This is a genomic window from Nocardia sp. CC227C, assembly GCF_030767025.1.
Classification (GTDB): Bacteria; Actinomycetota; Actinomycetes; order Mycobacteriales; family Mycobacteriaceae; genus Nocardia.
This window is the reverse complement of sequence record NZ_JASITE010000018.1, coordinates 80,893-92,607: the sequence shown is the minus strand read 5'-3', so window position 1 is coordinate 92,607 and position 11,715 is coordinate 80,893. Positions and strand designations below refer to the sequence as shown.

Here is an 11,715-nt window from a genome sequence, read left to right as displayed (position 1 = left end):
TGGTGACCATTCAAGAGGCGGCCAAGACCGTCAGCGTCACGGAACGCACGGTGCGAAATTGGATCAGCAGCGGCCTCCTGACCGGCTACCGGTTCGGCCCGAAGATCATCCGCATCAACCGCACAGAACTGCTGGGACTCGCGACCCCCGTCAACGGCGAGGGGGTGGCGTGATGCGTGACTTCATGGGCAACCACGTGTCGCAGGTGGACAAGTATGGGCACGCCGTCGACGCCGACCGGATCAGCGTGACCACGATGGTCTGGGGTTCGTTCCGGGTGAAGTATGCCGACCATATCGACAGGGTCTGTGTCGAGGTGGTGGCGGGTCACCCTGGCTGGGCCGACATGTCGATGCAGTTGACGTTGGAGCAGGCGACTCTGCTGCGCAGTCTGCTCGATGCAGGGATCGCGGATGCGTTGGCCGCCAACGTTGTCGAGGTCGACGCCGCTGTAGGCGAGGTGGCGTCATGAGCGACCCTCGCAAGATCGACCGCGCCGACATGGTGCACGCGTTGTGGCCGACGATCGGCCCGCACACCGCCGAAAGCGTAACGGCGGCCGCGGAAGTGATTTCGGAGCTGTGGCGCTATCTCGCGCATGCCACGCGCAACAGCACGGGGGATGCGTTGGCGGACCCCGCCGACGTGTACGGCGTTGTCGGCAGCCTCATGACCGGAGCGCGCAGCGCCGCACAGGTATTCGCCCAGCTCCAGGAGCGGTCCCGCGGTCTTAGCTGTGAGCCAGGTCTTACCGATGATCGCGACCCCATCGATAACGAGCTGCCAAAAGATGCCGCGGTCGCGGCTGCCGCGTGGCTGGGGCAGGCCAGGGCCGACATGCAGTCGCTCGCCAGCGACCTCCACCAGGCCAGCCTCCAACTGTCCCACCTCTACATCGATTCCGACGATGCCGAGGAGGGGCAGCGATGAACCGCCTGAATCTGTTCCTGCTCGCGCTGCTGTTCGTGCTGCTCGCGCTGCTGATCGCCCCGGGATTCGTATTCGGCGTCTTGCTGCCGGCTGTCGTGGTGGTGGTCGGTGTCCGCTGGTTCGTGCGGACGGCGACCCCGCGCCACCGTAACCGGGGGGTGTGGCGATGAGCGAGGCATTCGCACGCACCGACGCGGCCGTCATGCGGGGGATCGGTACCGGTCTGGGGATGCTGCCGATCGGTGTCCGGCTGCTGGTGTTCGCGGGCGCGCTGCTGGTCGGCATGGCCGGATGCGCGGGTGCGTGGATCGAGCACCAGGACTATGTGCCGTCGCCGAACATCTGCCGCGCCGACGAGGTCCACCGCACCGACTGCATCCACCTGGACCGGTCGGCCCCGGCTGAGGGGGTGGCGCGGTGAGCGGGTTCATCGGCGAGGCGCCGCGCGACTATCGCGACTTCACCCCGGACCCGACCGGGGAGAAGTACGGCATCCCCACCTACTTCTGGAAGACCGCGCCCGAGCATCTGCTGACCCGTCGGCAACTGCGGTCGGTGGGGTTGCGGCCGGGCGGGCAGGACATCGCCGCGCAGGTGGTGATCCTGCGCCGTCATCGAGACCCGTTGGTGGCGCACCTGTTCGACGTCAACCAGGCCGCATTGAAGCGCGAGGCAAGCCCCGCCCAGCGCGAGGCGCTGCGCAAGGCCACCCGCGAGCGGCAGCTGCGCGCCGCCGAACGCCACGGTGTCGACCGCAGCACGTTCGAGCCGAGACCGAGCAGGACTCGGCATGGGATGCGCCCCCCAGCGCGCTCGCGGGCTACGCGGGCACGGGCAACGCCCTGGCCGATGCGGTGGCCCGCGGTACTGAACGCGAGGGGGCGGAGCGATGACCCGCGCGAAGCCGAACGGCACGGTCTACCTGCTGCATTTCGATCTCCCGTACAGACATGCGCGGCATTACACCGGGTGGACCACCGATCTAAATGCACGACTGGCCGAGCATCGAGACGGGCGCGGTGCCCGGTTGATGTCGGTGATCCGCGAGGCCGGGATTGGGTTCTCCCTGGCGCGCACATGGGAGGGCACTCGCGGCCGGGAGCGGCAGCTCAAGCAGACCGGCGGAGCGTCACGACGCTGCCCGATGTGCGGCGTAACGCCCCGACACGGAGTGACCCGCGACCACCAGCCGCATGCCACCGCACGCGACAGCAGCAATCGCGACGAGGCCACACGGAGCGCCGAGACCGGGCAAGACCTGGACCAGGGCTCATCTACCAGCGCACTCGCGGGCTACGCGGGCACGGGCAACGCCCTGGCCGATGCGGTCGCCCGCAGCACTGAACGCGAAGGGATGGACCGATGACCATTCGATTCTCGCCGCGCGACATGGTCGGGCTGACGATCCTCGCCGAAATGTACGGGGCGCCTATGGATGTGGTCGCCGAGATGCTGGGCGTGAGTCTCAATCGCGCGTACCGGATCACGGCGAAATGGCAAGCGGCGCAGATGATCAGCTCCCGGCGGATGCGTCCGGTACCGGGACCGTCGTGGATCTTTCCCACGAAAGCAGCAGCGGAGGCCCTGCTGGGCCGACCGGTGCGCTACTGGGTACCGACGCCGAAGATGGCCGCGCACGTCATCGCGGTCTTCCGGTTGCGGCTGGCGCTGACCGGGATGGATCTGGACCGCTGGATCTCCGAGCGTGCCCTACGGGCGCAAGTCGGCATGGTGGCGGCCGGGCAGGCGCGCCCGCATATCCACGATGGCCGCTACCTCACCAGTGGTGGCGATCTGTGGGCGGTCGAGGTCGAGCTGACCGCGAAAAGCATCGCCGCGGCCCGCACCGCGGTGCGGCAGGCCCGCCACGTCGCGCAGCAGGCGGACTGTGCGGGGCTGACCTACTACTGCCGCGGCGACGCGGTGAAGAACGTCATCCGTGAAGCGGCCAAGGGCCTGGACCTGTCGACCGGCCCGAAGCTGCGCCTGATGGATCTGGACGAGTTCTTGGCGGCGAAACAGGCCGAATCCGCGTCTCCCGCTGCGCGTCCCGGGCTTCGGGTGATCGCGGGCGGCGCCGCTGATCACGACACCCCCCGGGGCACGAACCGGGACAACGGAAAGGCGGTCGGGTCATGACCTGCACCCCGATGATCACCCCCGACGACTGCGGACCCCACACGCCCGCACCCCTCCCGGCCCCGGCCCCGGCCCCGGCTCCGGCTGCGGTGGAGCAGCCCGGTATCCAGGTGGGTCGGGAGATGCCGCCGATCGGCATCGATCGTGACCCGCTGGGGTGGCTGCCGGACTTCTCGGCCTGGCAGTGGGACAGCGTCGCCGACCACGCCCTGTTGGGTGCGGCGTGCCTGGTCACGGTCCTGATCGGTGTGGTCGCGATCGTGGCCCCGGCGACCCTGCTGGGCTGGAAACCGGCCCGGCTGCGGAACTGGATGTTCGCGGCCGTGCTGGCGATGCCCGGCGCCACCGCGCTGTGGGCATGGGATGTGTTCGCCCCCGCCCACGACTTCGGCCAGGCCGCGCAGGAATGGCTCGCGGGCCAGTTCGTCGGCGGCATGTTCGGGATGGCCCCGGTGTTGATCCCCGCGGCGTGGGTGATCGCGACCGTGCTCTACACACAGCGGCGCGTGCAGCTGCTCACGGTCGGGTTGGGCAGCCCGGCGCGGACCGAGCGGGCGTTGTATGTCCAGGCGCAGCGCGAGCAGCGGGCCGCGGCCCGGCTGTCACGGCGGCGGCTGCCGTACACGACCGGGGGACTGAACCCACAACTGGTGATCGGCCGCCTGGCGCTGGAGACCGACCAGGCCCCGCCGTCGAGCGTGTTCCGGGCATTGTGGGGCCGCAACGAGACCCGGTTGATCCTGCCGTGGATCAACGTGGCCGAGCACATGACCACGGTGGCCTCCAGTGGCTCGGGTAAGACCACGCTGATGCTGCGGGTGCTGCATTCGTGGTTCGTGACCACCTGGACGCGGCATCGGCAGTGGTGGCGCCGCGACCGGCCCGGCCGGCCGTTGGTGATCGTGGTGGACTGCAACGGCGGCCCGGAGTCCCGCAAGGTCGCCAAGCGGATGCGGACGTGGTTCGCGGGGTTGGGTGTTCGCCCCGACCGAATCGGGATCTTCCCCGACGATGTGGCGCTGCGGATGTGGCCCGCCGCCGACTTCCACCAGCGTTCTGCGAAGGAGCAGAAGGCCATCGTGGACGATCTGCGGTCGATCCTGTCGGCGATGGTGTCCGGCGGCAGCACCCCGACCACCGACACCGAAAAGTACTTCCACGAGATCCGCGAAACGCTGATCCACCTGATCGTGGACGCCCCGGCGAAGGTCGAACTGGTCAACGGCACACCCACCCCGGTCGGGCATAACCCGCCCCGCAGCTGGCTGGAGTTCCTGTCCCGCTTCGACGTGGACACGCTGTCGAAGCTGTGGGGCGGGGAGACCGGAGTGACGCCGTGGCCGGGCGTGATGGGCGTGGATATGGAGATCGCGTCCACGATCGACGGCAAGCAGCCGGTGATGAACTCCGCGCGGTCGGAGTTCGCGAACCTGTACCGCTCGCTGGGGGACGCCTTCGACGGCGACAAGGACCTGACCGACTTCGACCTGATCTACATCGTGCTCGAAGGCGTGAAGACCCCCGATCGGGCGCGGTCGCAGTTCGGTGCGCTGGGCACGATGTTCGAGCAGCTGGCCGACAAGCAGCACGGCCGCGCCTCGCTGATGGTCGTGGACGAGTTCTCCGCGGTCTCCGACGGCAAGACCCGCGCGGTCAAATGGGTCGAGCGGCTGCGTAAGGCCGGGATCGGGTCGTGGTGGATCGCGCAGTCCTGGCAAGGGCTCGGACACGACGACGACAACCGGGCCGCCCTGGTCGCCGCCGCCTCCGGCGGCAGCCTGCTCGGCCGCACCACCGACCCGGAAACCCTGTGCAAGGTCTACGGCACCCGACCCAAGTTCGAGCTGAGCCGCAAGCTCATCAGCGGCACGCGCGACGGCGACGAGGGCAACGTCCAAGCCTCCGACCAATACCTGCTGCCGCCGAACCGGCTGCGGGCCATGGCCAAAGGCGATGTCGTGCAGGTCTCTGGTGGCCGTGCCCGCTGGGGCCGGGTCAGCCCGCTCGATGACACCGAGCTGAAGAACCTGCGCCCGCTGCCCGGCATCGCCGACTTCACCGAACCCACACCCCCCGACACCGAGCAGTTGGCGCCGGTCATCGACCTGAACAAGCGCCGCCCGGCCTGACACCACCACGACCACAAGGAGATACGACGATGTCCACCCCGAACCCGATCGACCCCGAAGACCGCCCCGAGAACCACGGCGAAGACCTGGACGGGCGCAGCACCGCCGAGCAAACCCACGAACAGCAGGTACTCGACGCGCTCACCGCCGACATGGCCGGAACCACCGCCGCCCAACTGGCCACCCAGCTGGTACCCGTCATCCCCGACGGCGGCACCGTGGGCCGCACCGTCACCCCCCACACCGACAGGATCACCAAAACCCGAGACGGGCTGCGGATCTGGGGACCAGCCGTAGCGGCCACGGGCGCCGCGGCCGTCGCGGTCGCGGTGCTGCCGCTGCCCGGCCCGCTCGCGCTGTACGTGGTCGCGCTGGCTGCTTTCGCCTGGTGGCACTGCGCCGGACGCCCCGGACCCGCCGACACGGTCCGCATGCTCACCGCCGTCGTCACCGACACCTACGCCGCATTCCGGCAGCGGGTGACCCGCCTGGACGAACGGCGCCACACCTACGAGGCCCGCCGCACCTCCACAGACCCCGGATCGCAGTAGATCCGGTCCTTCAGTAACACCCATTGAAAGGAAGTCCGACCCATGTCTGACCCCAATGCTGTCGACGAAATCGCTGGTGAGGCACGCAAATTCAGTGCCGCGATGCTGTCGGCGATGCGCCGGTACTCCCAGGCCAGCGGATGGCTGGAACGCCGCCGAGCCCGCAAGGGGATCTCGCGAGTGCTGCGGACCGAGCAGCGCGAACAGGTCCAGGCCCGCGCCGACCAGCTGACCTGGACCAGCCAGGCCGTGGACCGCTACCGCGCCCACAGTCTCGCCGTCGCCGCCCGCACCCACGACCCGCGAGTCGATTACGACCGCCGAGCCCGTGACGCCCAGGCTCTGGCCCAGCACCGCGCCGACCTGGCCGCCCAGTTCATCACCAACAACCATCTGACCCGCACCGAGCAGGGCATTGCCCTGGACGGTTTGGACGCGGCCACCGTGTTTCCCGAGTACGAGACCGGGAACCTGTTCAGCCACGCCCACAAGGTCAAAGGCGTGGAAGCGCTGCGGTATCGGGCGCTGGTGGCCCGTGAAACGGTGGGCATGCAGCAGCGTGCCGCTGCCGAACGGGTGTCGTGGGAATCCGGGTTGGATGCCGCGCGGCGCGCGAACCGCGAACAGGCCGAGTTGGCTCGGATCGAGAAGGCGCAGCCCGATCAGCGCCGCTACCGCGGGCAGATGACCTGGACCGACAGCCGCGGCGGCACGATGACCGAGGCCCGGTCGTTCCCGACCGAGCAGGGCGCCACCGAATGGATGTGCCGCAGCATCGATCACAGCCTGTGGATCGAGGGCGCCACGGTGCAGGTCCAGACCTACGACCGGCACCACGGCGCGACGAGATACACCGAGCGGGGCCGCCCCGAGGTCGTGGGCGAGCAGCTGGCCGCGCGGGAGGCGATGCTGCGGGAGCGGACCCTGGCCGGGCAGGTGCACCGCGACCCGCCGCAGGCCCGCATGAGTGGGCGCGAAACCGGTCGATTCGCCAGCACGGTGTCCTATCTGCCCGAGGGCGCGGATCGGGTGGTCTACGCCCACGCCCGTCACGGCAGCGAGATCGAGTCGGCGGTGTGGACCCACGATCAGGTCACCACGATTCGGCCGGCGCCCGATTCCACCGTGCTGGTCACCGCCTACGACACCGACGGCCAAGGCAACGCCGAACCGGTGTTCCGGGCCGAAGGTGCCCAGCAATTCGTCACCGACGAAGTGACCGAGTGGTGGGACAGCACCGAACAGCACCGCACCGCACCCGAGCGGGAAACCGAAGGCGTGCAACAGGAGCGACGACGCGATGAGGCCGTGCGGATCGGCACCGCGCAGCGGGAGACGCCGCAGTCGGTGTCCACGGTGACCCGGTCGGAGTCGGAGCAGGCGCAGGGGATCGCGGGGCAGACCAACGAGTTGGCCGAGCAGCGGGACGCTCTGCTCGCGCAGACTCAGCAGCTCACTCAGATCGCTGAACAGCTCACCGCGGAGCGGGATCAACTGCGCGGCGAGCGGGATGAGGCGGTGCGCAAGCTCGTCGCGCGCACCCCGGCACATGAGCGGTACGGCAGCCCCGAACGCCAAGCCGAGCAGGCCAAGACCGCAGCGCGTGAGTCCGGGCGTTCGGCACTGGCCGACTACCAGCCCGGCAGCGCGCTGGCCGACGCTGTCACCCGCACCAACGGGCACGACCGGGACGGGATGGAGCGGTGAGCGGCGAACAGATCACCGCCACCTGCACGACCTGTGACGGCGCTATCAACTGGATCGAGTGCCCAACCGGCGGATGGTGGGCGCACGAGGCACACCCTGTCGACCACCACGACGCCGCTGCGTCAATCCGCGTGATCGAGGAGATCGACGATCACGGCTACTGGTTCACCCGAGGTGTCGACAGCGAGACGGCGTCGACCATGCCGGGCGAGGCCCCGCCCGGCATGGACCCGGCGACGCGGCGCGGTCAGTCGCAGGCCCGCGACCTGACCGGCCCCGGCCGATGGCCCGACATCACCACAACATCGCATCGAGAGGACACCGAACCAATGAACGACATTACCGACCCCACCCACAGGATCGAATCGAAGATCGAGCAGCAGATGCGCTCCGACTTCATGCACGCGTGGGGTGCCTACCCGGACAACCCCGAGGAGTACGACCCCGCCAACAGCGTCGAGTATGCCGAGTACGCGGACCCGTGGCTTGCCGAGGAGCGCTGGGCCATGGAATGGGACTACCTGTCGGACGCGACGCTGCGGTGGACCGACGACCGCGCGGAGTCGGAGCGCCGACTGGCCCTGCTCCAGGACTGCGGTCTGCTGTCTCGAATCGAGCAGCGCAGCGAGGAGCAGGCCCGCTACATCGCCGAGCACGGCATCGAACGCGACGAGGCAAGGCTGCTGACCTCTCACTATGTGACCCGGGTGCGGGAGCGTGAAGCATCGGCGGCGGGTACGCCGTCGGCGCTGGCCGACTACCGGCCCGGTAACGCGCTCTCCGCGCACACGGAGGCCAGCGAGCGAGACGGGATCGACCGGTGAGCGCCCCGCCCATCGCGGCGACCATGCCCGCCCAGGCGGTCGCCGAGCCCGGCCAGACGCTCACCCGGACCGCACCACGGACCCCGGTCTGCACCACGTCCACGGCCACGGCTACGCCCGTGGCGGCGGCCCGGATGGCGCCCGAGACGCCGGGCGGTGGTGGTGATCTTCAGGCGCGGTTGACCGCAGCGAATCAGCGGGCCGCGGAGCTGGAGGAACAGCTGGCGCAGGTGACCGCCGCGCTGGACGCGGCCGAGCATCGGGCTGCGGACCTGGCAGACCGTAACCGGGAGTTGGCCAGCGACCTGGACGACGCGCTGGATCAGTTGGCCGGGCACGCCCTGCACGCCGAGCAGGAGCGGCTGATCCGCCCTCCGGCGTGGAGCCCGTGGACCGCGTCCGCCGACCGAGGAGGGTACGACCGATGACCGCGTCCACCACGGGTGTCCAGTCTGTCCAGCGGCTGTCCAGTGGCCGGTTCGATCTCGCGGAGCTGACCGCGCTGGCAATGACGATCGTCATCGGTGCCGGAGCGTTCGCGTGGTCGTTCGCGGCCTTGACCGAGCTGGCGGTCATGGCAGGGATCAGTCCGCGGTTGGCGTGGGCCGGACCGATTTTCGTCGACGGCGCCATTGTCCAGTCCGCTGTGGCGCTGGTGTCGTTGCAGCGCCGCGCCCGCCAGGGCGTCACGATCCCGAAAACAACCCTGTGGTTCTTTTGGGGTGAGTTGTTCGCCGCCGAGCTGATCAGCGTGGTCGGAAATGGCCTCCACGCTGCGGAATCCGGTCAGCGCGTGCTGCCTGCGACGATCGCGGCGTTCGTCGCCGGTGCCGCCCCGTTGTTCGGGTTGGCCGCCACCCACGGCCTGACCGCACTGATCGAGGTCCCCCGCGCCCCGCAGCCGGAGCCGGAAACGGACCCGAGCCCGGTGCACGCCGAGGCCACCCGACTGGACAGCGACCCGACCGGACTGGACACCGACTGGACAGGGCTGGACAGCGACTGGACGGGCCTGGACAGCGAGCGTCCAGCGCTGGACAGCGGCCAGCCGGTCACGGCCGAGACGGTGGACACCGATCCGGTCGCCGAGCGGGACGCGGAGATCCGGCGACGGTACGCGGCCGGGGAATCGATGCGCGCCATCGCCGCCGCGGTCGGGCTGTCCAGCTCCCGCGTCGGGCAGATCATCGCCGCCGCCGACGACGACCCACAAGACGGTGGGGAGGTGCTGAGCCTGGTTCGCTGACCGATCACCCCGAGGGTGCGGGAGGGTTCGCGGCGGTCCCTCCCGCGCCCGGGGCGCACAGCGTCGCCGCTCTGCCGGGACAGGCAGGCAGCCTGCCCCGCTCGATTCCCTTTCCATCTCCGAAACCTCTTGGAGGACACCATCATGACCAACGCTCTGACCGACCTGGACCTGATCAACGCCGAGCTGATGGGCACCGGTGCCCGCAACCCGTTCGGCAAGGACGTGCAGCCCGGCCACGGCGTGAGCGGCGAGATCGTCTCGGTCGTGCGCCGCCACCGCCACAACAGCCAGGGACAGCCCCTGTACTGGGTCAACCGCAAACCGACACCCGCCGCGGCTGGTGACCCGGTGATCGACTCGCAGCTCATCGTCGAGACCGACTCCCGCGACGACGACCAGGACGACGGGCTGCGCACGATCACCCTGGACCGTGACATCGCCCGCGCCATCAGCGCGGGTGTGCGTCGGGCACGCGCGGGCGGCCTGGCCATCGGCGGCCGGATCGAGGGCCTGCTCTACGTCGGCCCGGCCGAGAGCGGCTACGGCCGCGTCTACAACCTCGGTGCCTACATCGCACCGCCCTCTTAGGCTTCCGGGACGTGAATTTCGGCTCACGGCAACGGGATACGACCGGCGGTCTCTCAGATCGTCACAGATCAGGGTATGAAAAGCGTCTCGAGCCGGTGCCAGCGGAAGCTGGCACCGGCTCGAAAGCGATGGTGAGGTGCGGTTTACGGCTCTCAGCGGTCAGTAGCAGTACGCCAGGTTGGTGTTCGGGGGGACGTAGCACGGCCGGGTGCTGTTCGGCGCGCCGGAGCCGCTGAGGCCGCCGATCACCGCACCGCCCAGGATCCCGGCGGGTATCGCCATGAACCCGAAACCGAGGCTGATGACGGTGACCACGAGACCGAGGATGCCCCCGATGAGCGCGCCGGCCGCCGCGTTGGCGCTGCCGGTTTGGGCGGTGCCCTCCGCGACGGCGGTGGCGGTCGGGTGTGCGACCAGTGCGGCGCCGTCGTCAGCGATGCTGGGGTTCAACGAGAGCACCTGATCGGTGCCGTCGATGGTCACCGAGAGCGGCATCGTGGAAGTGACGATGCCGTTTCCGTCGAGGATGTTCACCGCGGCGTCGGTGAGCTGGAACGTGCCCCCGGTCAGGGTGGTGGTGACGGTCTGGTCCGTATCGGAGCGAACCACGTCGTAGTGGATGCCGCCCTGGTCTCCGGACAGCTGCGAAACAGCCTGCACATCCTGTGCGTTCGATTCCGGCGCCGCATACGATGTGCCCCCCGTGATAGCCATGGCGCCGATGGTGAGCGCAGCTGTGGCGACGATCTTTCTCATTTTCACGAGGCCATCATAGGCCGCGCGGGGGATCACGATGCTTGACAACGAATTCACTTTCGGCGCTGGTGGTTTCGCTCGTGCGATCACCAATCCTTACGCCGGAAATGGGGAGTCGATACCGAACCGGCCAGCCGCGCAGTTGCCGATCACATCATCGCGAACCTGCTCGCCGAACACCCCACAGACAACCAACCCCCCGCCGCATAACCACGAACGACAGAGCCTCCGCCCCGCACTCGGCGGAGGCTCTGTCGTGTCCGCGGCTTCCGGCTGCTCGTGTCCGCGGCATCCGGGTTGATCCCCCGACTGTTCCCCGGCCCCTTCCTCCGAAGGCTTGTCGTGCCCGGACAGCGGGTTGCTCAAGGGTGGCCGCCAGGCCATCGCCGTCAGGCGACGCGACGCAGGAGCGCCCTTGAACGACCCGAGGGCCGGGCACACACTGTCCCGCCGAGGAAGGGCCGTCCCGTGTCACGGCATCGGCTCTCGGCAGTCGATCACGATGGCTGCCGAGGGCGCGAAAAACGCGCAAAAGTCGCGCGAAATAGGCATACAAGAGGGTGCGGGGTTTTCGCGTCTCTTCACCACCACACCAACACTCGCTGAGCTGGGGCGAAAGGCATGATTCCTGCTCACTCCCCACCCCCACCCAGTTCGACATCTCATCGCCCACTTCGTGAACGGACGATGAGATGTCGAACTGGGTGGGGGTGGGGAGCAATCAGAAATCAAAAGAATCAAGTAGGTGAGGGTTGGTGTGGTGGTGAAGAGAAGAACAACGAATCGGGTTGCGTAAGGCGGGTATCGGAACGTTTGCGAGCGAGTTGCCTTGGCGTACGGAG

Annotated in this window: 15 protein-coding genes and 1 pseudogene; 15 read left to right on the top strand and 1 reads right to left on the bottom strand. The window is 68.9% G+C overall.

The window, feature by feature from the left end; genetic code table 11:
• Positions 1 to 2: 2 nt before the first annotated feature.
• The 15 genes and pseudogenes from QMO76_RS29560 to QMO76_RS29490 all read left to right on the top strand — a co-directional run bounded on the left by QMO76_RS29560 (position 3) and on the right by QMO76_RS29490 (position 10,117).
• The gene (locus QMO76_RS29560; RefSeq protein WP_306364630.1) at positions 3 to 173 is read left to right on the top strand and encodes a helix-turn-helix domain-containing protein; all 171 of its coding nucleotides are present in this window, start codon (positions 3 to 5) and stop codon (positions 171 to 173) included.
• Positions 173 to 472 (top strand): hypothetical protein, encoded by a 300-nt coding sequence (locus QMO76_RS29555; RefSeq protein WP_306364629.1) that lies wholly within the window; start codon positions 173 to 175, stop codon positions 470 to 472. The genes QMO76_RS29560 and QMO76_RS29555 overlap by 1 nt, the downstream gene beginning before the upstream one ends.
• Positions 469 to 930, top strand: a complete 462-nt coding sequence (locus QMO76_RS29550) for a hypothetical protein (protein WP_306364628.1) — start codon at positions 469 to 471, stop codon at positions 928 to 930. The genes QMO76_RS29555 and QMO76_RS29550 overlap by 4 nt, the downstream gene beginning before the upstream one ends.
• A complete protein-coding gene (locus tag QMO76_RS29545) occupies positions 927 to 1,100 on the top strand; it encodes a hypothetical protein (protein ID WP_306364627.1) in 174 nt (57 codons plus the stop codon). Before QMO76_RS29550 ends, QMO76_RS29545 begins: the two co-directional genes overlap by 4 nt.
• Entirely contained in the window at positions 1,097 to 1,351 is a 255-nt protein-coding gene (locus QMO76_RS29540) for a hypothetical protein (RefSeq protein ID WP_306364626.1), read from the top strand. Before QMO76_RS29545 ends, QMO76_RS29540 begins: the two co-directional genes overlap by 4 nt.
• A pseudogene (locus tag QMO76_RS29535) lies at positions 1,348 to 1,644 on the top strand (RRQRL motif-containing zinc-binding protein); the annotation flags it as partial. The gene QMO76_RS29540 and the pseudogene QMO76_RS29535, both read left to right, overlap by 4 nt.
• A gap of 175 nt (positions 1,645 to 1,819) precedes the next feature.
• Positions 1,820 to 2,296, top strand: a complete 477-nt coding sequence (locus QMO76_RS29530) for a hypothetical protein (RefSeq protein ID WP_306364674.1) — start codon at positions 1,820 to 1,822, stop codon at positions 2,294 to 2,296.
• Positions 2,293 to 3,069 carry a hypothetical protein gene (locus tag QMO76_RS29525; protein WP_306364625.1) on the top strand — a complete coding sequence of 259 codons (777 nt, stop codon included), beginning with the start codon at positions 2,293 to 2,295 and terminating at the stop codon, positions 3,067 to 3,069. Before QMO76_RS29530 ends, QMO76_RS29525 begins: the two co-directional genes overlap by 4 nt.
• Positions 3,066 to 5,198: a hypothetical protein gene (locus QMO76_RS29520; RefSeq protein WP_306364624.1), complete on the top strand. Its 2,133-nt coding sequence runs from the start codon at positions 3,066 to 3,068 to the stop codon at positions 5,196 to 5,198. Before QMO76_RS29525 ends, QMO76_RS29520 begins: the two co-directional genes overlap by 4 nt.
• A 29-nt stretch (positions 5,199 to 5,227) precedes the next feature.
• Positions 5,228 to 5,749 (top strand): hypothetical protein, encoded by a 522-nt coding sequence (locus QMO76_RS29515; RefSeq protein ID WP_306364623.1) that lies wholly within the window; start codon positions 5,228 to 5,230, stop codon positions 5,747 to 5,749.
• A gap of 42 nt (positions 5,750 to 5,791) precedes the next feature.
• On the top strand, positions 5,792 to 7,456 hold the full coding sequence (locus tag QMO76_RS29510; protein ID WP_306364622.1) for a hypothetical protein: 1,665 nt from the start codon (positions 5,792 to 5,794) through the stop codon (positions 7,454 to 7,456).
• On the top strand, positions 7,453 to 8,280 hold the full coding sequence (locus QMO76_RS29505; RefSeq protein ID WP_306364621.1) for a hypothetical protein: 828 nt from the start codon (positions 7,453 to 7,455) through the stop codon (positions 8,278 to 8,280). Before QMO76_RS29510 ends, QMO76_RS29505 begins: the two co-directional genes overlap by 4 nt.
• Positions 8,277 to 8,708 carry a hypothetical protein gene (locus tag QMO76_RS29500; protein ID WP_306364620.1) on the top strand — a complete coding sequence of 144 codons (432 nt, stop codon included), beginning with the start codon at positions 8,277 to 8,279 and terminating at the stop codon, positions 8,706 to 8,708. Before QMO76_RS29505 ends, QMO76_RS29500 begins: the two co-directional genes overlap by 4 nt.
• A complete protein-coding gene (locus QMO76_RS29495; RefSeq protein ID WP_306364619.1) occupies positions 8,705 to 9,526 on the top strand; it encodes a DUF2637 domain-containing protein in 822 nt (273 codons plus the stop codon). The genes QMO76_RS29500 and QMO76_RS29495 overlap by 4 nt, the downstream gene beginning before the upstream one ends.
• A gap of 144 nt (positions 9,527 to 9,670) precedes the next feature.
• Complete coding sequence (locus tag QMO76_RS29490) at positions 9,671 to 10,117, top strand: hypothetical protein (protein WP_306364618.1); 447 nt, start codon at positions 9,671 to 9,673, stop codon at positions 10,115 to 10,117.
• A gap of 159 nt (positions 10,118 to 10,276) precedes the next feature.
• Here the strand turns inward: QMO76_RS29490 and QMO76_RS29485 are convergent, their stop codons facing one another.
• Positions 10,277 to 10,963 (bottom strand): hypothetical protein, encoded by a 687-nt coding sequence (locus QMO76_RS29485; protein ID WP_306364617.1) that lies wholly within the window; start codon positions 10,961 to 10,963, stop codon positions 10,277 to 10,279.
• Positions 10,964 to 11,715 lie beyond the last annotated feature (752 nt).